Annotated in this window: 22 protein-coding genes; 4 read left to right on the top strand and 18 right to left on the bottom strand. The window is 39.3% G+C overall.

All coding sequences use genetic code 11. The features are described from left to right. Positions 1 to 45: 45 nt before the first annotated feature. Positions 46 to 1,713: an FMN-binding glutamate synthase family protein gene (locus EZ444_RS13720; RefSeq protein ID WP_131609734.1), complete on the bottom strand. Its 1,668-nt coding sequence runs from the start codon at positions 1,711 to 1,713 to the stop codon at positions 46 to 48. Between the two features lie 78 nt (positions 1,714 to 1,791). Here EZ444_RS13720 and EZ444_RS13715 point away from each other — a divergent pair, with 78 nt between their 5' ends. Continuing rightward, positions 1,792 to 2,412 carry an L-threonylcarbamoyladenylate synthase gene (locus tag EZ444_RS13715; RefSeq protein ID WP_131609732.1) on the top strand — a complete coding sequence of 207 codons (621 nt, stop codon included), beginning with the start codon at positions 1,792 to 1,794 and terminating at the stop codon, positions 2,410 to 2,412. 29 nt (positions 2,413 to 2,441) lie between these two features. Then, positions 2,442 to 3,626: a Na+/H+ antiporter NhaA gene (nhaA, locus tag EZ444_RS13710; RefSeq protein ID WP_131609729.1), complete on the top strand. Its 1,185-nt coding sequence runs from the start codon at positions 2,442 to 2,444 to the stop codon at positions 3,624 to 3,626. On the opposite strand, the gene trpA is transcribed toward nhaA, so the two are convergent. The 6 genes from trpA to recR form a co-directional block, all read right to left on the bottom strand. After that, positions 3,616 to 4,383 (bottom strand): tryptophan synthase subunit alpha, encoded by a 768-nt coding sequence (gene trpA, locus EZ444_RS13705; protein WP_131609727.1) that lies wholly within the window; start codon positions 4,381 to 4,383, stop codon positions 3,616 to 3,618. The genes nhaA and trpA overlap by 11 nt on opposite strands. 5 nt (positions 4,384 to 4,388) lie before the next feature. Next, positions 4,389 to 5,570 carry a tryptophan synthase subunit beta gene (gene trpB, locus EZ444_RS13700; protein ID WP_131609726.1) on the bottom strand — a complete coding sequence of 394 codons (1,182 nt, stop codon included), beginning with the start codon at positions 5,568 to 5,570 and terminating at the stop codon, positions 4,389 to 4,391. Beyond that, positions 5,567 to 6,205, bottom strand: coding sequence for a phosphoribosylanthranilate isomerase (locus EZ444_RS13695; RefSeq protein ID WP_131609724.1), 639 nt, complete (start codon positions 6,203 to 6,205; stop codon positions 5,567 to 5,569). The genes trpB and EZ444_RS13695 overlap by 4 nt, the downstream gene beginning before the upstream one ends. A gap of 36 nt (positions 6,206 to 6,241) precedes the next feature. Then, positions 6,242 to 7,231 carry an anthranilate phosphoribosyltransferase gene (trpD, locus tag EZ444_RS13690; protein ID WP_131609722.1) on the bottom strand — a complete coding sequence of 330 codons (990 nt, stop codon included), beginning with the start codon at positions 7,229 to 7,231 and terminating at the stop codon, positions 6,242 to 6,244. 219 nt (positions 7,232 to 7,450) lie between these two features. Continuing rightward, positions 7,451 to 8,266, bottom strand: coding sequence for an SDR family oxidoreductase (locus tag EZ444_RS13685; RefSeq protein ID WP_131609720.1), 816 nt, complete (start codon positions 8,264 to 8,266; stop codon positions 7,451 to 7,453). 5 nt (positions 8,267 to 8,271) lie between these two features. Beyond that, positions 8,272 to 8,889, bottom strand: a complete 618-nt coding sequence (gene recR / locus EZ444_RS13680; RefSeq protein WP_131609718.1) for a recombination mediator RecR — start codon at positions 8,887 to 8,889, stop codon at positions 8,272 to 8,274. A gap of 69 nt (positions 8,890 to 8,958) precedes the next feature. On the opposite strand from recR, the gene EZ444_RS13675 reads away from it, so the two are divergent. Both EZ444_RS13675 and EZ444_RS13670 read left to right on the top strand, forming a co-directional pair. Next, entirely contained in the window at positions 8,959 to 10,467 is a 1,509-nt protein-coding gene (locus EZ444_RS13675; RefSeq protein ID WP_131609716.1) for a sodium:solute symporter, read from the top strand. A 13-nt stretch (positions 10,468 to 10,480) separates the two neighbouring features. Then, positions 10,481 to 11,188, top strand: coding sequence for an LOG family protein (locus EZ444_RS13670; RefSeq protein ID WP_131609714.1), 708 nt, complete (start codon positions 10,481 to 10,483; stop codon positions 11,186 to 11,188). A 175-nt stretch (positions 11,189 to 11,363) separates the two neighbouring features. Here the strand turns inward: EZ444_RS13670 and arsC are convergent, their stop codons facing one another. The 11 genes from arsC to EZ444_RS13615 form a co-directional block, all read right to left on the bottom strand. Beyond that, on the bottom strand, positions 11,364 to 11,708 hold the full coding sequence (arsC, locus tag EZ444_RS13665) for an arsenate reductase (glutaredoxin) (protein WP_131609712.1): 345 nt from the start codon (positions 11,706 to 11,708) through the stop codon (positions 11,364 to 11,366). A 166-nt stretch (positions 11,709 to 11,874) separates the two neighbouring features. Further along, positions 11,875 to 12,468: a DUF502 domain-containing protein gene (locus EZ444_RS13660; protein WP_131609710.1), complete on the bottom strand. Its 594-nt coding sequence runs from the start codon at positions 12,466 to 12,468 to the stop codon at positions 11,875 to 11,877. Between the two features lie 43 nt (positions 12,469 to 12,511). Beyond that, the gene (locus EZ444_RS13655) at positions 12,512 to 14,965 is read right to left on the bottom strand and encodes a bifunctional UDP-N-acetylmuramoyl-tripeptide:D-alanyl-D-alanine ligase/alanine racemase (RefSeq protein WP_131609708.1); all 2,454 of its coding nucleotides are present in this window, start codon (positions 14,963 to 14,965) and stop codon (positions 12,512 to 12,514) included. A 100-nt stretch (positions 14,966 to 15,065) separates the two neighbouring features. Continuing rightward, positions 15,066 to 15,527: an RrF2 family transcriptional regulator gene (locus tag EZ444_RS13650; RefSeq protein ID WP_131609706.1), complete on the bottom strand. Its 462-nt coding sequence runs from the start codon at positions 15,525 to 15,527 to the stop codon at positions 15,066 to 15,068. Positions 15,528 to 15,545: 18 nt separating this feature from the next. After that, complete coding sequence (locus EZ444_RS13645) at positions 15,546 to 15,860, bottom strand: iron-sulfur cluster assembly protein (RefSeq protein WP_131609704.1); 315 nt, start codon at positions 15,858 to 15,860, stop codon at positions 15,546 to 15,548. 3 nt (positions 15,861 to 15,863) lie between these two features. After that, positions 15,864 to 16,310: a SufE family protein gene (locus EZ444_RS13640; protein ID WP_131609702.1), complete on the bottom strand. Its 447-nt coding sequence runs from the start codon at positions 16,308 to 16,310 to the stop codon at positions 15,864 to 15,866. Then, positions 16,310 to 17,524: a cysteine desulfurase gene (locus EZ444_RS13635; protein WP_131609700.1), complete on the bottom strand. Its 1,215-nt coding sequence runs from the start codon at positions 17,522 to 17,524 to the stop codon at positions 16,310 to 16,312. Before EZ444_RS13635 ends, EZ444_RS13640 begins: the two co-directional genes overlap by 1 nt. Before the next feature lies 1 nt (position 17,525). Then, a complete protein-coding gene (sufD, locus tag EZ444_RS13630; protein ID WP_131609698.1) occupies positions 17,526 to 18,824 on the bottom strand; it encodes a Fe-S cluster assembly protein SufD in 1,299 nt (432 codons plus the stop codon). A gap of 24 nt (positions 18,825 to 18,848) precedes the next feature. Beyond that, positions 18,849 to 19,607: a Fe-S cluster assembly ATPase SufC gene (sufC, locus tag EZ444_RS13625; RefSeq protein ID WP_131609696.1), complete on the bottom strand. Its 759-nt coding sequence runs from the start codon at positions 19,605 to 19,607 to the stop codon at positions 18,849 to 18,851. 18 nt (positions 19,608 to 19,625) lie between these two features. Beyond that, positions 19,626 to 21,071 (bottom strand): Fe-S cluster assembly protein SufB, encoded by a 1,446-nt coding sequence (gene sufB, locus EZ444_RS13620; protein WP_131609694.1) that lies wholly within the window; start codon positions 21,069 to 21,071, stop codon positions 19,626 to 19,628. 109 nt (positions 21,072 to 21,180) lie between these two features. Next, complete coding sequence (locus tag EZ444_RS13615) at positions 21,181 to 22,053, bottom strand: PorP/SprF family type IX secretion system membrane protein (protein ID WP_131609692.1); 873 nt, start codon at positions 22,051 to 22,053, stop codon at positions 21,181 to 21,183. Between the last annotated feature and the right edge of the window lie 15 nt (positions 22,054 to 22,068).

Below are 22,068 nucleotides of genomic sequence, written 5' to 3'. Positions count from 1 at the left end.
AACTAATATTTAGCTCAGGGCATTTTTGTTTATAAAGCTATTCTTTTAAGGCTTACTCTTCCCTTCATCCAGCTGATCTGAATAAGAATTTGCATGTGCATAGTCTACAAGAGACACCTTATAGTCTGTAGGCACAAAACTCGAAGAAGTACTCAATGCCATCCCCAATTCAAACCTTAACGGATAAGGCGTCTGCAACAAACTACCTTCTGGTATATAAGGGAAACTCTCGATATAAGATTGCATTAGATTTGGAGCTACTCTACGGTTAATATAAGCACGCGTAAGCTGATGCGTATGGTGTAAACCCGCCGCACCCAACAACTCAACTGCACTTGCCACAGTAAGCCTATGGAAGTTAAATACCCGAACCTTCTTATCTTCTACAACCAAGCCTTTCATTAAACTTGGATCTTGCGTAGCAACACCTGTTGGACAAGTATTACTATTGCATTCCAATGCTTGTATACAACCTAAGGCAAACATCATCCCTCTAGCAGAATTACACATATCTGCACCAAGTGCAATATTTTTAACCAGGTCAAATCCTGACGCCACTTTACCAGAGGATATAATTTTAATGTGTTGTTTTAAATTAAAGCCCACAAGTACATCATATACAAAAGCTACTGCTTCTCGCAAAGGCATACCCACAGCATTCGAGAACTCTTGTGGAGAAGCTCCGGTACCACCCTCACCCCCATCCACAGTAATAAAATCTACATAGATGCCGGTCTCCACCATCGCTTTGCAAATGGCAAAAAACTCACTTCTACGACCAATACACAACTTTATACCGATAGGTTTACCTCCTGATAACTCACGAAGCTGTTTTACGAAACCCAACAATTCAATTGGCGTTTTAAAAGCAGCGTGTCCTGGGGGAGAAATCACATCAAATCCTTCTTTTACCAACCTGATCCTTGCAATTTCGGGCGTAACTTTACGCGCTGGCAATATTCCGCCATGACCAGGTTTAGCACCTTGCGAAAGCTTAATTTCGATCATTTTAACCTGATCAGATTTGGCACGCTCACCAAATGCTTCAGGATTAAAAGTACCATCGTGGTTACGGCAACCGAAATAGCCTGTTCCAATCTGCCAGATCAAATCACCACCTGGATTGGCATGATAATCACTGATCCCACCTTCACCTGTATTGTGCGCAAAGCCACCCAACTTAGCGCCTCCATTTAAGGCCAAAATAGCGTTCTGACTTAATGAACCGAAGCTCATAGCTGAAATATTATATATACTGGCAGAATAAGGCTTTAAACAAGCAGGTCCACCAACCAATACACGTGGATCAGAACTCAATTCGTGATGGCTAATGGCAGAAATACTATGGCTTAACCACTCGTAGCCATTCTCATATACATCCAACTGCGTTCCAAAAGGTATGGTATCATTGTCCATTTTAGCCCTTTGATAAATCAAAGACCGACTTAAACGACTGAAAGGTTTTCCGTTGGTATCACTCTCTACAAAATACTGATAAACTTTAGGTCTGAGATCCTCTGCCAAATACCTTAACCTACCTATCACAGGATAATTCCTTACAATACTATGTTTAGGCTGATAAAGATCATAGATACCTAATAAAACAACCGGACCGGTAAAAATGGCTATCCACCATAAGGGTGGATAAGTAAGTCCCAACATAATAGTTAGTGCTACTAAAAATGCAGCAATTGCGATAAATGCTTTTCTCATACTTATCAATTTAGTAAATGACCTGCAAATTGACCAATAATAATCTAATTTCGGCCTAAGATTTGTGTAATTTTACATATGCTTATCAAAATCTATCCTGAGAACCCAAATCCTAAAGCAATAGAACAAATTGTTGAAGTGTTAAAAAAGGGTGGTTTAATCATTTACCCTACTGATACTGTGTATGGTTTAGGTTGCGACATCACCAACCATAAGGCCATTGAAAAGATATGTAGGATAAGAGGCATTAAACCTGAAAAGGCAAATTTTTCTTTTATCTGCTCTGACCTTAGACATATTTCTGATTTCATCAAACCAATTGATACAGCAACTTTCAGAGTACTCAAAAAGGCATTACCCGGTCCTTTTACCTTTATTTTAAATGCAAACAACAATGTACCCAAACTACTTAGCTCCAATAAAAAAACTGTAGGTATAAGGGTACCCGACAATGCAATTGCACAAGAAATAGTAAGACAATTGGGGAACCCGATACTTTCAACCTCTATACGCGATGATGATGAAGTTATTGAATATTCAACCGACCCTGAATTGATCCATGAAAAATATGAGGAACTGGTAGATCTGGTAATTGATGGTGGATATGGTGACAATGAGGCATCTACCGTGGTAGATTGCACCTCTGGCGACTTTGAGATTATCCGTGAAGGAAAAGGAGACCTAAGTAGCTTCCTATAGTTTTATTCAAAATAATTAGATTTACCTGCATGGCTAAACTATTAAACGTACAAGCTTTTAAAGACTTCTTTCGCTCTGGTCAAATTGGTGGTGTAATTCTACTTGTTTGCGTAGCAGTTTCCCTATTCATTGCCAACTCATCTTATGCCCCGGCATTTTCGGCTTTATTGGCTACAGACTTAGGCATAACCTTTGGCACACAAGTGTATTCTTTCAGTGTATCTGCCTGGATAAATGATGCCTTAATGGCTGTATTCTTTCTACTGGTCGGCTTAGAGATTAAACGCGAAATGATAGAAGGGGAACTCTCTTCCATAAAAAAAGCCTCGCTACCTGTAATAGCTGCTTTAGGCGGAATGTTGGTTCCTGCATTCATTTATTTTATATTCAACAAAGGAGAGTCTACGGCCTCTGGCTGGGGTATTCCAATGGCTACCGATATAGCTTTTGCACTAGCCATTATATCCATGCTTGGTAAAAGTGTACCTACTTCATTAAAGGTATTTTTAGCCGCTTTGGCCATTGTAGACGACCTGGGCGCTATTTTAGTAATTGCCGTATTTTACACCAATGAGGTTCATTTTGACTATCTGTTAATGGCTGGCGGAGTAATGGCATTATTAATAGCATTCAACTTCTTTAACATAAAACCACTCTACTTTTATCTTATACCTGGTATATTCTTATGGTATTTCATTCATCACTCAGGTATACATGCTACTATAGCCGGTGTATTGCTAGCCTTAACAATTCCAACCAATAAAACCAATGTAGAGTCTCCATTAGAAAAGCTGGAGCATTTACTAAACGGTCCGGTAAACTACTTTATCATGCCTATTTTTGCGTTGGCCAATACCAATATCACCTTTCAGAAAGAGATGATCGATGGTCTCGCATCTCCACTTGGCTTGGGTATTATCATTGGGCTATTTGTTGGTAAAACTATCGGAGTAACGTTATTCTCCTGGGTAGGAGTGAAACTTAAACTAGGGAGCCTACCTACCAGATCGGGCTGGAAACACATTATAGGATTAGGCATGCTTGCCGGAATTGGCTTTACCATGTCTATCTTTATTTCACTGCTATCGTTTAGTGATGAGCTTCATATTACAGAAGCTAAGTTTGCAGTACTTTGCGCTTCTGTAATATCAGGCCTTGTTGGTTTTATCTTTTTAAAATCAATCCGTAAAAAGGGTCCAGAGGTTATTGCTTAAACTTCTGCATAAAAGTTTTGATGCTGCCATTTAAATCATTTGGATCAAGCGCCTTAACAAAGGCGCTACCTATAATTCCACCATTGGCATACTGACAAGCCTTATCAAAGGTTTCTTTACTATTGATTCCAAAACCGATCATCGTTGGATTATTGAGTTTCATGTCTACAATTCTGGAGAAATAATCCTCTGTATTACCTGATACCTGCAGCTGCTGACCTGTGGTGGCTGAAGTAGAAATTAAGTAAACAAAGCCATTAGTCAAGCCATCAATTTTGCGGATCCGCTCTGGCGAAGTTTGTGGGGTAACCAGAAAGATATTACTCAAACCATTTTCTTCAAATACAGTTTGATACAATTCTTCATACTCTACCATGGGTAGATCGGGCACAATGCAACCATCCACCCCTACTTCCACGCAGGCTTTACAAAAATTCTCGACACCAAATTGCAAGACAGGATTTACATAGCCCATCAACAAAACAGGAATGCTTACTCTTTTACGTAGGTCTTTAAGTTGCTCAAACAACAACTTTAAAGTCATCCCCTGATCTAATGATTGCTTACTGCTGGCCTGAATGGTTGGCCCATCGGCTACAGGATCAGAATAGGGGAACCCAATCTCTAATAGGTCGGCTCCTGCTTGCTCCAAAGCTTCCGCTATATTTATCGTATCATTTAAACCTGGATAACCAGCTGTATAGTATATTGATAGTATGTTTTTCTTGTTCTGAAAAAGTTCTTTTATTCTGCTCATTACTATTATAAATTAAAGTACTTCATGTAAGTATCCATATCCTTATCTCCTCTGCCCGAAAGACAAACCACTACATTTTCTTTTCCTGTAAAGGTCATTTTCTCCAGGTAAGCCAATGCATGTGCACTCTCAATTGCAGGAATGATCCCTTCCATTTGTGTGAGCAGCAAACCCGCCTGCAAGGCTTCATCATCAGTGATTGAAACATATTCTGCGCGACCTGTTTTAAACAAATGAGCATGCTGAGGGCCAATGCCAGGATAGTCCAATCCTGCAGATACAGAATGGGGTTCTACCACTTGTCCATCCTCAGTTTGCATCAAAATACTTCTGCTTCCATGCAACACCCCTTCTTTACCTAAAAATGTTGTCGCAGCAGAAAAGCCGGTATCCACCCCTTTACCGCCAGCTTCAATAGCAATCAGCTTTACTTTTTCATCTTCAATAAAATGAAAAAACATGCCCATTGCATTGCTACCGCCGCCTACACAAGCCAACACATAATCAGGCTGATCATTTCCGGTTTGTTCTATCAATTGTTTCTTTGTTTCTTCAGAGATAATAGACTGAAAAATGGCCACCATATCAGGATAAGGATGTGGACCAACCACCGATCCGATGATATAATGCGTATCTACCGGATTGTTGATCCAGTCACGCATCGCCTCATTGGTTGCATCTTTTAAAGTTTTGCTTCCTGAAGTTGCAGGCACCACTTTTGCGCCCAACATTTTCATTCTGGCTACATTGGGAGCCTGGCGTGCAATATCAATCTCGCCCATGTAAACCACGCACTCTAATCCTCTTAAAGCACATACTGTGGCTGTAGCGACACCATGTTGTCCTGCTCCAGTTTCAGCAATGATGCGTTTTTTTCCAAGACGTTCAGCCAATAGGATCTGTCCAATGGTATTGTTAATCTTGTGCGCACCTGTATGATTCAAATCCTCTCTTTTCAGAAAAATATTGGCATTGTATTTTTCAGACAACCGTTTAGCCAAATACAAAGGAGAAGGCCGGCCAACGTAATCTTTAAGCAGCTGATGAAATTCCTGCTGAAAGGATTCATCACCAATTATTTTAAGGTAATTCTGTCTCAGCTCTTCTACATTGGGATAAAGCATTTCGGGGATATACGCTCCACCAAAATCTCCATAATAACCTTTATCATTTACAAAATAACTCATATTGCTAGTTTATGCTTAAAATCATTCAATTTATCTATATCCTTTAATCCCGGTGCCAGCTCAAACCTGCTGTTGATATCGATGGCATACAAACGGGAATCATTTATTTGTTTCAATTGCTCTATACTATCCGGTCCTATGCCTCCACTTAAAAAATAAGGTTTACTTAATTTATAGTTTTCAAGGAGCGACCAGTTAAACACTTTACCAGAACCACCATGATCCGGAGTTTGTGTATCAAACAAAAAGTAATCGGCCACATTTGCATAGGCGTTTAAAGTATCGAAATCGAATTGCTCATCCACACCAAATGCTTTTATCAGCGCAATACCCGTATCCACAAGCAGTCCCTTTAGGGCGATACAATATTTTACAGGTTCTTGCCCATGCAACTGAACAGCATTTAACCCATACAAAACTGCCAGCTGAGCCACCCTATCCAACTCTTCATTTACGAAAACACCTGTCCGCCTGATACCAGCGGGTAAATTTTTAACAAAGGAAGGTGTTAAACCATCCACAAAGCGTTTAGACCCTCTATAAAAGATAAAGCCTAAATAATCGGGTTGCAAGGTGGTAACAGCCTGTATATTATCAGGCAGTCTCATTCCGCATATTTTTAGTTTAACGTCCATTTGTTTAATTTATGCCTTCGTTATACTTGAATTGGTTTATCTTCCTGTTAGTTTTTTAAAGCTATTCAATGCTTTTTTCCCCATCAAAGAACCCTCGGCTTCATAAAAGCAATCTGCAAAAGTCTTGGTATCATCAATGGTCTGTATGGCCAAAGCAGCATTACACAGCACTACACTGTTCTGTTCATCAGTCCCCTTACCATTTAACACATTCATAAATATCTTGGCAGATGACTCAACAGTATCCCCGCCTTTAATCCGATCTTCCGAGATTTGATCAAATCCCAAATCAGTTACTTTCAGCAGGGCTTCGCCTTTTTTGCTGAAAGTTTTGATATCACAGGTTAAAGAAACCTCATCAAAACCATCAACAGCATGTAATATGGTATAATTTTTATCTGTGTCCTGATATAAATAAGCATATAATCGTGCTAACTCCAGACTAAAAACGCCTACAATTTGGTTTTTAGGTTGAGCGGGATTAACCATTGGCCCTAGCATATTGAAAAACGTTTTTACGCCCAATTCCTTGCGGATAGGTGCAACAGTTTTCATTGCTGGATTAAACAAAGGCGCGTGAATAAAGCAGATACCAGCCTGATCCAGACTTCTTTTTAACACATCCTGATCATTGGTAAACGAATATCCGAGGTATTCCATCACATTGGATGAGCCACAACCCGATGATACGCCGTAATTACCATGTTTGGCCACTTTATAACCAGCTCCAGCTGTAATAAACGAGGCTAAGGTAGAAATGTTAAAAGTATCTTTACCATCACCCCCAGTACCACAAAGATCTACCAGTTCAAAATCAGAAAAATCTAATTTTATACACAAATCAAGCATTGCATCTCTAAATCCCTGCAATTCTTCAACGGTAATATTACGCATACCATAGGCCGTAATGAATGCAGCAATCTGCGAAGTATTAAACTCTCCCATTGCAATAGCTGTTAAAATTCTTTGCGCTTCTGCTCTGCTAAAGGTCTTGTTTTCAAACAGGTGATTAAGTATTTTCTTCATGGTATGACTTCAAAAACGATTTTGTAAAAAAGGTTGTAAAACAAAAAAGGTTGCCTTAAAGCAACCCTCAAATATTATTATATAAAATAAAAACGTTCAATACAGGGTTACACTACGCATTTGCGTTGTGCCACCACCAGTTATTAAGTCCGTTTGTTAGTATCATTAAGGCAAATATGGAATTCCTTTTGCAAAGGAACAAATGTTTCTTAAAAAAAATTATTTGATGAGTGCGTTTTTCTCTTTGGTAAAATGGTTGAAAACCAGCTTATCAGCCAATGCAGGCAATAATTTATTGATCCAAACCGTCAATTTTCCTTGTCCAGTCATAATCAATGTACGTTTACGTGCAGCAATACCATCAACAATAGTATGCGCTACAGTATCGGCACTCATCATCTTTCCTTCCTCCATGCTGGTCTCTCCATGCGATGCTCCGTCTTTAGCCAAAGCCGTTACCCGAATGTTAGAAGCCGTAAAACCTGGACAGGCGACCATTACGTGCACACCAGTCTTTAACAACTCTGTCCGCAAAGATTCCATAAATCCATTCATAGCGAATTTTGAAGCAGAATATCCAGTACGACCAGGTAAACCACGATAACCTGCTATTGAAGATACACCTACGATACTTCCTTTTACTTTCAGAATTTCCGGCAAGGCGTATTTAGTACAATATACTGTACCCCAAAAATTCACATCCATCAGATTTTTCAATACTGAAAGATCCAGTTCATTAAACAGCGCACGCATCGATAAGCCCGCGTTATTGATCAAAATATCAATCCTATCAAATGTGATTAAAGCTTGTTTTATCAACAACTTACAATCCTCTTCCTTACTCACATCTGTTTGCACAGCTACAGCTTTTATGTCATACCTTTTCTCCAGATCGGAAGTAATTTCACAGAGTGTTACGTATTGTCTGGCTGCCAGTACCAGATTAGCTCCTCGTTTTGCAAACTCTTCTGCACAAGCTTTACCTATACCCGATGACGCACCGGTAACTATAATTACTTTATTCTTAAAATCCATACGGGTTATTTAATTAATGAGTTGTGATAAGGCACACGGGTAACAATAGACCGCCCTAGTGTAATCTCATCAGCATACTCCAACTCACCACCAAAAGCAATTCCCTTGGCGATAGTTGTTATTGGAATTTGAAAATCCTTAAGTCTTTTATATAAGTAAAAGAGGGTTGTATCGCCTTCCATTGTTGCGCTTAGGGCCAGAATAACCTCCTTTACGGGAGTTGTAGCCACACGTTGCACCAAAGAGTCGATAAAAAGATCAGAAGGCCCTACACCATCCATAGGCGATATCAATCCACCCAGCACATGATAAACCCCAAAATACTGACCGGTATTCTCCACAGCCATTACATCTCGTGTATCCTCGACCACACAAATGACATCTTTATCCCTTTTATTGGCCGTACAGATGTCGCAAATGTTATGGTCGGAAATATTATGACACACACCGCAGTGCTTTATTTCTTTTCTAAGCCTTATTACTGAATTTCCAAAATGATCAACTTCTTCCTGTTCCTTATTCAAAAGATGCAATACCAGCCTCAGTGCCGTTTTTTGTCCCACACCCGGCAACTTAGAAAATTCATTAACAGCGTCTTCAAGCAGCTTAGAAGAAAAATTCATGGTACAAATTTATATTTTATCTGTGTAAACTCATGATGGTTTCTTACATTTATTTGCTAAAAACATAATATGACTCCAGCTATACTTTTGTCTTTTTTAATTGGGTACTTTCTGATTTTAATTATCATTGCATTTGCAACTTCAAAAAAATCGTCTGATAACTCCACTTTTTTTATTGCCAACAGAAACTCTAAATGGTATTTAGTAGCTTTTGGAATGATTGGCACGGCATTATCCGGTGTAACTTTCATCTCCGTTCCCGGAGAAGTTGGCTCGCCAGCAGGTAATCAATTTCAATATTTTCAATTTATCCTCGGCAATGCGATCGGCTTCATCATCATAGCCACGGTTCTACTCCCGCTTTATTACCGAATGAGGCTGACCTCTATTTACAGTTATATTGAGCAAAGATTGGGGCATTACAGCTATAAAACAGCTGCTTCTATCTTTTTGATCAGTCGCACCATTGGATCTGCTTTCCGTTTATACCTGGTTGTAATCGTATTGCAACGGTTTATATTCGACAGTTATGGCGTTCCTTTCTGGCTTACCGTATTGATATCCTTGGCGCTGATCTGGTCATACACCTTTAAAGGTGGTTTAAAAACCATTATCATTACCGACACGTTGCAAACGTTTTTCCTGGTGCTGTCGGTTTTCCTGACCATTTATTTTATATGCAGCAAACTGGATATGAATATTCCAGAAGCCTTTGAAACCATCAAAAACAGTGGCTATTCTAAGATCTTCTTTTATGAAGACTTCCTAACCAGCAAGTTCCATTTCAGTAAACAATTGCTTGGTGGAATATTTGTGACCATTGCAATGACAGGCCTTGATCAGGATTTGATGCAAAAAAACCTAAGTATGAAAACCATAGGTGAAGCCCAAAAGAACATGTTCACCTTCACTGGGGTATTTGTTGTTTTAAACATCTTCTTCTTAAGCGTTGGTGCTTTACTTTACATTTATGCCGCGAAAAATGGTATAGAAATCCCTTTAGATCATATTACAGGTAAACCAAGGACTGACTTTTTATTCCCTGAGATTGCTTTCAACCATTTAGCACTCATCCCCGGAATTGTATTTATGCTGGGCTTAACCGCAGCTACTTTTGCAACTACAGACTCTGCTTTAACTGCATTAACCACGTCTTTCTGTGTGGATTTTCTACAGATGGATAAAGGCGACAATGGCAACTCTGCAGGAGCTGTACGCAAACGTCATATTGTTCACGTTTCCTTTTCATTGTTGATGTTTATTGTCATCATTGTATTTAACGCCCTGAATGACCAATCTGTGGTAAACGGAATTTTTAGAGTAGCATCTTATACCTATGGCCCACTGTTAGGGCTCTATAGTTTTGGACTTTTTGTAAAAAAACGTGGATTACACGACAAATTAGTTCCTTTTATATGTATAATCTCACCGGCAATTTGTTACTTGCTAAATGATTACTCGGCTCAATTATTGGGTGGATATCAATTCAGTGTTGAATTGATCCTGGTAAACGGATTAATCACTTTTATAGGATTATTATTGATCAGCAAAAAAACTGATCAGCAAACTAAATTTTAAATTACATCTGTGTATGACTAGTGAAGAGAAAATTAGAAGCGCTTTCGAAAATAAAAACTGGCAGGAAATAAAAGTTACGGACTCCTGGCAGATCTTTAAAATAATGGCCGAATTTGTTGATGGCTTTGAGAAATTAGCTAAAATAGGCCCATGCGTATCCATCTTTGGATCAGCAAGAACTGCAGAAACAAATAAATACTATGAAATAGCTGTTGAATGTGGCAGGTTATTAACTGAACGCGGATATGGTGTGATTACTGGCGGTGGTCCAGGTATCATGGAAGCGGGAAATAAAGGTGCCCACATGAATGGTGGTAAATCGGTAGGATTAAACATAGATTTACCTTTTGAACAGTTTCACAACAAATATATCGACCACAATAAACTCCTGGAATTTGACTACTTTTTTATCAGGAAAGTAATGTTTATGAAGTATTCTCAAGGCTTTATTGTATTACCTGGCGGAATGGGCACCATGGATGAGTTGTTTGAAGCCATTACGCTAATACAAACCGGCAAGGTTGCACGATTCCCTATTGTACTGATTGGAAAGGAATACTGGGGCGGTTTAATAGAATGGATTAGTGGTACGATGTTACAACAAGAACACAATATCCATGCTGAAGATTTAAACCTTTTTAGATTGGTTGATACCGCTGAAGAAGCGGCTGAACATATCTTCAGGTTCTATGAAAAATATGTATTGAAACCGAATTTTTAGCGTTTAGTATTTTACTATAAAAAGGTCAAATATTGTTCGTCTCCTCGTACCTTAGGCCCTGAAGAAGGGCAAAGCTACGCATGTCGACTCACAACATTTGATCTTTTTATTTGAAATCGTCTAACAAACATACAAACCCGCTAAAAGATTCGGTTTGTATGGTGTAGAGGCTTACTTAACCTAAAATATCGTTGATTTTTTCTGTAGGTCTTGCAATCACAGCCCTATCACCAGAGACTAATATTGGGCGTTCGATTAAGATCGGATTTATGACCATCGCAGCAATCCATTCTTCATCAGAAAGCTCCTTTCCTTTATACTTCTCTTTATAAATCGGTTCTATTTTACGAACCAGCTCATGAGCCCTAATGCCAAGCTTACTAATAATAGAACGTAATTCCTCTGCACTTGGCGCAGTTTCCAGGTAGTTTACAATTTCAAACTCTTCACCGCTTTCTTCTAAAACAGCCAAAGCACACCTGCTTTTACTGCATCTGTTATTATGATAAATCTTTATCATTTTGATAAAATTAAAATCTGATTAAACACCTATTTTATTTGTCAGCTTACCTATCACTCTTGCCGGGTGTTAGTCATTCCAGAAAAAAATTGATTGTTGTGAGACGACATGCAAAATTTTTGCCCTTCAGCAAAAAGTTTGAGGAGGTGAACAATAATCAATTTTTTTACCCAAAATGGCTAACACCACCAGACACTACCAATTTCATGGCGTCGGCAGCACTCATATTTAATGGTTTTATTTTCTCATGCTTCACAATGTATACCTGTCCGGCAAACGAGTAAGAGAACGGGAAGTATACGATCGACTCTCCAGGTAGATTAATAGATTTCAAATCGCCCTGCGTAAGAAAACCAATACGTTTTAAATCCCCTTCCACTTCTACCAAAACAGGATTATTGAACTTCTTTTCATCACCCACAAAAGCCTCGGTAAGGTCTTTTATGGAGGAATAAATAAACTTTAAAAGAGGCACTTTATCCAGTAAACGCTGAAACCAGTTGTACATGGGTTCGGTAACGAAATACGTTACAAAAATACCGGCCAATAATATTAACGAGATGACAAGCGCAAGTCCTAAACCGGGGATATTCCGACTTGCTCCTGTTTTAGGATCAACACCCAGAATATTATTTACATTTAACCAGCTGTCTACTGTTGTTACAGCCCAGATTACAATAAAAATACTTAACGCAATAGGGAGTACGATTAACAATCCTTTGATCAGATAATTCAATAACGCCCTGCCAACTCTATTCATAATGCAAACTTAGATAAAAACTTTATAACCACGTGCAACAACTCTATTCGTAAAAATATACTCGCTTAACTCGCTGAGAAACATTAGTCAGTATCTCATAAGGAATTGTACCAATCTGCTCGGCCAATCTGGAAATGGTTAGTTGATCATTAAATACAATAACCTCATCCCCTGTTTTCACATCTAGCCCAGTCACATCCAACATACACATATCCATACAGATTACGCCAACTGTTGGAACCAGCTTTCCTTTAATCAACATATTACCTACTCCATTGCCAAACGCACGGCTGTACCCATCGGCATACCCAATTTTCACAGTAGCAATAGTCCCACCATCAGGCAACCACCCCTTGCGACCATAACCAACGGTTTCATTGGGTTTAATTTGTTTAACTTGAGTAATGGTTGTTTTTAAAACAGCCACAGTTTGCAAACCTTTATTGTTTTTTAATCCAGCATCAAAACCATACAAACCAATTCCAATTCTTACCATATCCAACTGTGCATCGGGATGGCGGGAAACCCCTGAAGTATTGGAAATGTGTTTGATAAATTTATAGTCGAGTACATTGCCAATTGCATTTGCGACAGTATTAAACAGTGTGATCTGGTATTTCGTGAACTCATCATGCATCCCTTCTTCACTTCCAACCAAATGCGAAAATACAGATGCTACTTTTACCTTTTTTGTTTCGCTTAATGCTTTTAAAAGCGCTGGTAAATCTGGTTCTTCAAAACCAAGACGATGCATTCCAGTATCAATTTTTAAATGAACAGGATAATCAAACTCTGGCACGAAACTGATAAAGCTTTTTAAAATCTCTAAATTATACAATTCTGGTTCGAGCTTAAAACGAACAATCGCATCAAAGGCCGATGGCTCAGGACTCATAACTAGGATTGGCATTTTTATGCCTGCTTTTCTTAACGCAATTCCTTCATCAGCATACGCAACAGCCAGATAATCTACTTTATGATATTGCAATAAATTTGCAATTTCAAAGCTGCCACTACCATAAGAAAAAGCCTTAACCATAGCCATCACTTTAACACCAGGCGCTAGCTTACTCCGATAAAACTGTAGATTACCAGCCAATGCATTCAAATCGACTTCCAAAACCGTGTCATGCACTTTTTGGGCAATCAATTTACTGATACGCTCAAACTCAAATTTCCTTGCTCCTTTTACCAAAATGGTCTCATTGCTAAAATGCATAGCAGGGAAGCTTTCGATAAAGCCTTGCGTGTTTTCGAAAAAAGTAGTTTCAAGATCAAATAACGCGGCCGATGCCATAATATGTGGGCCGACACCAATTAACCGATCTACCTCCTTTTGTTTTAAAAGGGAGGCAATTTCGGTGTAAAGAACTTCATTACTTTTACCTGTTTCAGAAATATCAGATAAGATTAAGGTTCTTTTAGGATGTTGATTCTGAATGTTCAGAAAATCTAGTGCAATAGCAAGCGAGGAGATGTCAGCACTATAGGAATCATCAATTATGGAGCAATTATTAATACCATTTTTCAATTCTAACCGCATACTTACCCTGGTTAGTTTTTCCAGACGTTCATCAGCTTCCTCTGGTGTGTAGCCAAGCGCCAATAAAGTTGCCCAGCAAATGATCCCATTTTCAACAGAAGCCTTATCACTAAATGGAATCAGACATTCTATTTCATGCCCTTTAAACTTTGCCCTAACGTAATTTCGTCCATCGATAGGCTCAATAAATAATATTTGAAGGTCAGCTTTCTCTTTAAAGCTCCAGGAAAAATGCTGCTGTCCGGGTAAATCATTTTTATGTACCCCCTCAGTATATTCGGGAGCATAAATAAATAAGGCCGTATTTTTAAATAGTTTAAGTTTTTCATGCAACTTTTCGGTTTGCGAAGAGAAACCTTCGGCATGTGCTTCACCAACGTTTGTCAGAATGCCTATTGTGGGCTGAATAATATCAGCCAACACATCCATTTCATTATTTTTTGAGATGCCCGCTTCGAAAATACCTAAGGTATGATCAGCACCTATCTCCCAAACTGAAAGCGGCACACCAATTTGAGAATTAAAACTTTTTGGGCTTCTTATAATATTGAAATCGGCAGCCAACAACTGGTACAGCCATTCCTTAACAATAGTTTTACCATTACTACCTGTTATCCCCAACACCTCTAAATCGTATAGCTTACGGTTATATTTTGCGAGCGTTTGCAAGGCAAACAACACATCCTTAACCAGCAAGATGTTTGCGTCGGGATACCGCTCGGCATATCTAGCATCGCTAATCACAAAGCTACGAATACCATTAGCATAAGCGTCCGCAAGGTATTCATGACCATCCCTTTTGCCACTTAAGGCAAAAAACAAGGAACCATCTGGATCTATCACCGTCCTGCTGTCAATCACCAATTTCCTAATTACTGCGTCTTGTGCTTTTTTAAAAGACGCAATGTTTAATAAATCTGCAATGTGATTAATTGTATAAGGGGAAATGCTCATTCGGCAAAATTAAGCTTATGCTTCCTATTTTTTATAAACCAGAACTATTTTAAATTATATTTTTAAAAATATATACTATTCAAATTCTACGCTTAATTTACTAAGCATGTTGATGCAAAATAGACTCCAGCAAAGCACTTGATTCTTGCTCCGGGCTAATCAAATCCTGTAAAGTAACCCGATCCAACAACTGATCAACCGTAAGCTGTATCATTTGCCATAAAGAGCGTATGGAGCAATCAACAGAATTAGTGCACAGCTTTAAAGCACCAGGATAATCCTGACAAAATTCCTTGCTAAACAGTGCCCCGCCCAGAACTTTCATCACCTGATTGATATTAACCTCTACAGCCGGTCGCGCCAATACATAACCACCCTTATAACCTGGGGTACTATTGATATAACCAGCAATACGTAAAATACGTGTAAGCTTGGCTACATAAGCTGTAGAAATCCCCTCGCTTTCACTTATAGCTGGGATACTAATCCCCTCATTTTGATCATGTCTTGCAATACGAAGTAAAATCCTTAGCCCATATTCCTCTTGTGCAGTAATTTTCATTTTCTTTAAAATCTTTAATTACATCATTCCCAATTCAAACCGGGCAGTTTCAGACATCATATCCCTATTCCATGGCGGCTCCCAGGTTACAATAACCGTGACTTCATTAACCCCTTCAATCTCTTTGACCTTCTGTTCTACCTCTTGGGGGATGATCTGTGCAGCAGGACAACCAGGTGCAGTAAGTGTCATCACAATCTGCACATTATTTAGCGGGGGAAAAATCTCCGTTTCGTAGATCAACCCAAGCTCATATATGCTGACCGGTATTTCTGGATCATATATGGTCTGCAAACAATCAATAACTTTCTGTTTTAATTCTTCCTTATCCATGATCTATTTATTTTTTTCGTCCACCTGCATCATTTTATAAGCAAGTGCGTAGTTTTTCATCTGTTTAATCATAGCCAGCAAACCATTGGAACGGGTCTGAGCCAGATGTGTCATCATGCCAATTTCAGCTATGAAGTCCATTTTGGCCGTTAATATATCTTCCGGGCTATGTCCCGATAACACTTTGATCAACATACTAATTAAACCTTTAACGATAACAGCATCACTATCGGCCTTAAAAACCACCGCACCATCTTCATACGAGGCGGTAAGCCAAACGGTAGACTGACACCCTTTAATCTTATTCTCTTCTATCTTATACTGATCTTCCAACACATCCAGTTTTTTACCTAGGTCGATAATGTATTCATACTTATCTTCCCAGCTGTCAAACAAGGCAAAATCTTCAACAATTTCCTTTTCTATTTCAGCAATCCGCTTCACATTCATTACAATAACATTTTTAAAGCCTTATGTAAACCAGCAACCAGCACATCTATTTCCTCTTTCTGATTGTACAATGCAAAAGAGGCCCTTACTGTACCTGGAATACCAAACCGTTTCATTAAAGGCTGCGTACAATGGTGACCTGTTCTAACAGCAATCCCCATATTATCCAGCAATACACCGATATCCTGTGGGTGTACCCCCTCAATTACAAAAGATACCAGACTAACTTTATCCTGCGCATTGCCGATAATTTTAAGGCCTGGAATCGCTTCCAATTGAGCTGTCGCATAAGCAAGTAACTCGGCTTCGTGTGCTCTGATCTGATCTTTCCCTATACTTTTAATAAAGTCTAATGCTGTTTTTAAAGCAATGGTATCCGCAATATTTGGTGTACCGGCTTCATATTTATAAGGCAAATCATTATAGGTAGTTCTTTCGAAGGTCACCTCTTTAATCATCTCTCCGCCTCCCTGAAAAACAGGCATGTTCTCCAGCAATTCCTTTTTACCATATAAAGCACCTACACCTGTAGGTCCATATACTTTATGCCCCGAAAAGGCAAAGAAATCGCAATCCATATCCTGCACATCAATATCAAGGTGAACGGCTGACTGTGCCCCATCAACCAATACTTTAGCACCAACTTTATGTGCTGCCGCGATCATTTCCTTAACAGGATTTACTGTACCTAACGAGTTAGATACTTGCACAATGGATACCAGTTTGGTCTTGCTACTCAGTAACTCCTGATAAACGCCCATGGCCAATTCGCCGTTATCTTTTACAGGAATTACTTTTAAAACAGCACCCTTTTCTTCACAGAGGATCTGCCAGGGCACAATATTAGAATGATGCTCCATCCCTGAAATAATAATCTCATCACCAGCATCAATATTTTGTCTACCCCAGGTATTAGCCACCAGATTAATCGATTCGGTAGTCCCCCGGGTAAAAATAATCTCTTCTACAAAAGCAGCCCCAATAAACTCCTGTACAGCAAAACGTGTAGCTTCATAAGCTAACGTAGCCTCTTCTGCCAAGGTGTGTATACCCCGATGTATATTGGCATTATAGTGCGAATAATAATGACTCAAAGCATCGATCACACTTTGTGGCTTTTGCGAAGTCGCTGCATTATCAAAATAAACCAGGGGTTTACCTTTTACCGTTCTACTTAAAATTGGGAATTGCTCCCTTATTTCTGATACCCTCATGTTACACAATAGATAAGTGTTCGTAAATCAGTTTTTCGACATAAGCACGAATAGCCATCGGTTTAATATGAGTCAAAACATCTGCTGCATAAGCCTGTAAAAGCAATACTTCGGCTTTCTCTTTAGGGATTCCTCTTGCTCTTAAATAAAACAATGCTTCTTCATCAAGCTGCCCTACGGTACAACCGTGTGAACATTTCACGTCATCAGCAAAAATTTCAAGCTGTGGTTTGGTATTTATCGTTGCATTATCTGATAACAGAATGTTTTTATTGGATTGAAAAGAATTGGTTTTCTGCGCATCAGGCTGCACCATAATCTTACCATTAAATACAGCAGTCGAGAAATCATCGGCAATGCCTTTATACAATTGATTACTAAAACAATTTGGTTGTCTATTGTCAATCATGGTATGGTTATCTGCGTGTGTTTTACCTTTTAACAGGTAAAGACCATATAAATGAGTTTCATTACCATCCGCATCAAGTACCAGGTTCATGTTATTCCGTACCACCCCTCCATTTAAGGTTACAGTTACCGTATGAACGTAACTACGTCCAATCTGCGTAATGTGGGTGGTGCTTACCTGACTGGCATTGCTTGCATCATTTTGTATTTTATAATACTCTACATAAGCATTTTGGTCAACTACCACCTCTAAAACCCCATTGCAAAAACTATCAGACACCCCTAAGGTTACATAAGTCTCGGTTAATTGCAATCTGCTGTTTTTATCAATATAGATTAACCCACGGGGCTGTGCCATCACAGGATGAGCTCTGCCATCCAAAATATGATATATATATAACGGATGCTGAGGTGTTTTCCCTTTATGGATATGCACAAAGACACCTTCCTCAATAAAAGCGCCATTCAATGCATGAACCCCATCCTTCATGTATTCACTACTTTTATTTAAATAGCGAGCCACTAAATCCTTGTATTCACCTTTTGCTGCATCCTTTAATGATAAAACAATCAACTCGTCATCAGTAGAAAGAAAATTAGAAAGGGCAGCATCAAAGCGACCATTCACAAATACCAACTCGTTGGCTTTATGATGTCCCGGCATACGCAAAGCTTCCAAATCGGCAAGCGAAACGGTATGCCCAGCCTGCTCAAAGCTTTGATCAAACAGGTTGCCGATACTGGTGTATTTCCAATCCTCCGTACGATAGGTAGGCAGACCGGTCTTACTAAAGCTATCAAAGCTATTTTTTCGAACTCCAGCAATACCATCATCAGCACTTACTTGCTGTAAGTGTTCGAACCGGTCGTTTAAATAAGTTAAATCAATCATTGTCTATTGCTTTAAAACCTGCCGTTAAGCATTTAAATCAACTCCTTCAGTAATAAAATCGTAGCCCTTTTCTTCTAATTCCAGCGCTAGTTCTTTAGTTCCCGATTTCACAATTCGTCCATTGTACAACACATGAACATAATCAGGCTGGATATAATCCAATAAACGCTGATAGTGGGTGATCACCAACACCGCCCTTTCTGGACTATGCAGTTTATTGATACCATTGGCTACAATACGTAGAGCATCGATATCCAAACCAGAATCCGTTTCATCAAGTATGGCCAGTTTGGGCTCCAGCATGGCCATCTGAAAAATCTCGTTGCGTTTCTTTTCACCACCCGAAAAACCTTCATTGATAGAACGACTCAGTAACGACTGATCAATTTCTACCAACTTCATTTTCTCTTTCATGATCTTTAAAAAAGAAACTGAATCAAGAGGCTCCAATCCATGATACTTCCTTTTCTCATTTACGGCAGCTTTAATAAAATTAGTGGTGCTTACTCCCGGTATTTCAACAGGGTATTGAAAAGCTAGAAATAGCCCTTCACGAGCTCTATCTTCAGGTGAAAGTTCCAATAGATTTTTATCTAGAAAGCTTACTTCACCTGCCGTCACTTCATATTGTTCTCTACCTGCTAAAACCGAAGCCAGTGTACTTTTACCAGAACCATTTGGCCCCATAATGGCATGTACTTCTCCGGCTTTTATTTCCAGGTTGATCCCTTTTAATATCTCTTTACCTTCTACGTTTGCGTGTATATTTTTAATTGACAACATATGCTTATATTTTTCGGTTTACCCTACACTACCTTCCATACTAATGGTCAGCAGTTTTTGTGCTTCTATGGCAAACTCCATAGGTAGCTGGTTCATTACTTCTTTAGCAAATCCATTTACAATCAGTGCAACTGCGGCTTCTGGATCAATACCTCTTTGTCTGCAATAAAAAAGTTGGTCTTCACCAATTTTTGAGGTTGTAGCCTCATGCTCTACAATTGCAGTTTTGTTTTTTACTTCTATATAAGGGAAAGTATGCGCACCACATTTATCGCCCAACAGTAAAGAGTCACATTGCGAATAATTACGCGCATTGATTGCCTGCTTACTAGCCCTTACCAAGCCACGATAACTATTCTGACTATGACCTGCAGAAATACCTTTAGCTACAATCCTACTCCTGGTATTTTTTCCAAGATGCGTCATTTTAGTACCCGTATCAGCCTGTTGGTGGTTGTTAGTAAAAGCTACAGAATAAAACTCCCCAATAGAATAATCGCCTTTTAAAATTACGCTAGGGTATTTCCAGGTGATAGCCGATCCAGTTTCGACCTGGGTCCAGGAGATTTTTGAATGGTCGCCCTTACATATCCCCCTTTTAGTAACGAAATTGTAAATACCACCTTTCCCCTCTTTGTCGCCCGGGTACCAGTTCTGAACCGTTGAGTATTTAATTTCAGCCTTCTCCATAGCAATCAATTCCACCACCGCTGCGTGCAACTGATTTTCATCGCGCATTGGCGCAGTACAGCCTTCAAGGTAACTCACATAGCTTTCATCTTCGGCTACGATTAGCGTACGCTCAAACTGACCTGCATTTTCTGTATTGATACGGAAGTAGGTGGATAGTTCCATTGGACAGCGTACCCCCTTAGGAATATAGCAAAAAGACCCATCGGTGAATACTGCTGAGTTTAAAGCTGCAAAATAATTATCAGTCATAGGTACGATCGAACCCAGGTGCTTTTTCACCAATTCCGGATGCAACTGTATCGCCTCGCTAATAGAACAAAAGATAACACCTATCTCCGCCAGTTGCTCCTTAAAAGAAGTAGCGATAGAAACACTATCCATCACCACATCTACAGCAACACCACTTAAACGCTTTTGCTCGCTTAAAGAAATACCCAGCTTTTCAAAAGTGCTCAACAACTCTGGATCTACTTCATCCAAACTGTTTAATTGCTTTTTCGGCTTTGGAGCTGCGTAATAAATGATATCCTGATAATCAATAGTTGGATATTTAATATTTGCCCATTCAGGCTCTACCATTGTCAGCCAATAGGCATAGGCTTTTAGTCGCCACTCGAGCATCCATTCCGGTTCATTCTTTTTATGGGAAATTAGCCGGATGACATCCTCATTAAGGCCTTTGGCAATCGTGTCGGTATCTATGTCTGTTACAAATCCGTATTTATAATCATTTGATACGGCTTGCTCCAGGGGATCTTGGTTCTCTTTCATATTCAAATATTTTTTGAAACGTTAGACTATACCCCAAAGATACCCCCTTTTGCTTGTTTATACAAAATAGTATAAACAGAGAAATGTAAGATTTGTGATTGCTTTAAAGCTACAACCTTATGCCAAGCCCCAATTCAAAATCACCATTCGTATACCCGCTAAAAGCATTAGGCACAGAAGAGTAGATACCAGATAGACTTAAGGTCTTATATTTTATCCCGAAACCGAATGTGGCATTTTCAGAACTGTGGTACAGGCCAAAGACATTAAACCTATCCTGAGCAAAAGTGACATTCATCCCCGCATCCACAACACCATCGGCTTCTTTAATTCCACGATAACCAACCTTAGGCTCCAGACCAATATCCCCATATTCTTTACCCATATTGAACTTATAACTGAGGGCTGTAAAAAAAGTAGCGTAATTGACCTGATTCCCTTTATCCTTATTCATAAAGTTATTAAGGTTAAGAATTGCTCCCTGAGCAGTTATGCCATGACCGGTATAAGCGGCACCAAAATCGCCATCCACAACAGCACCACGCTCATTAAAACGACCTAGATTTACATCAGTAGCATCACCTTTTATTAAACTCTCATCAGCTTTTTCGTTCAATACCCCAACAGAAAGTCCGAAATGCAACTTATCTTTCTCATTCAGCTTTAAGTGATAGGCGTAACTCCCCAAGACCCTTGTCCGTCTTAACAGGCCAGCCTTTTCATTATATACATTAAGCCCAATCGCTGCTTTGTCAAATCCATATGTCCCGGTTAAAGCCTGCTCTGTCAACGCACCGGGTACAGAATTGAGTTGTTTACGATAACTTAAATCAAGAGCTAGCCCTCCTTCTAAGCCAGCCATAGCGGGATTAATTAAATACTGATTCTGATAAAAAGTTGCAGCCAGCGGCTTGAGTTGAGCATTTGCATGAAGCATAAATACAAATGAGAACAGAACGATGAATGAGCTCTTTTTTTTCATATTAATTCGCTTGAA

This window comes from Pedobacter hiemivivus, from assembly GCF_004331685.1.
GTDB lineage: Bacteria > Bacteroidota > Bacteroidia > Sphingobacteriales > Sphingobacteriaceae > Pedobacter > Pedobacter hiemivivus.
This window is presented reverse-complemented; position numbering and strand designations above follow the sequence as displayed.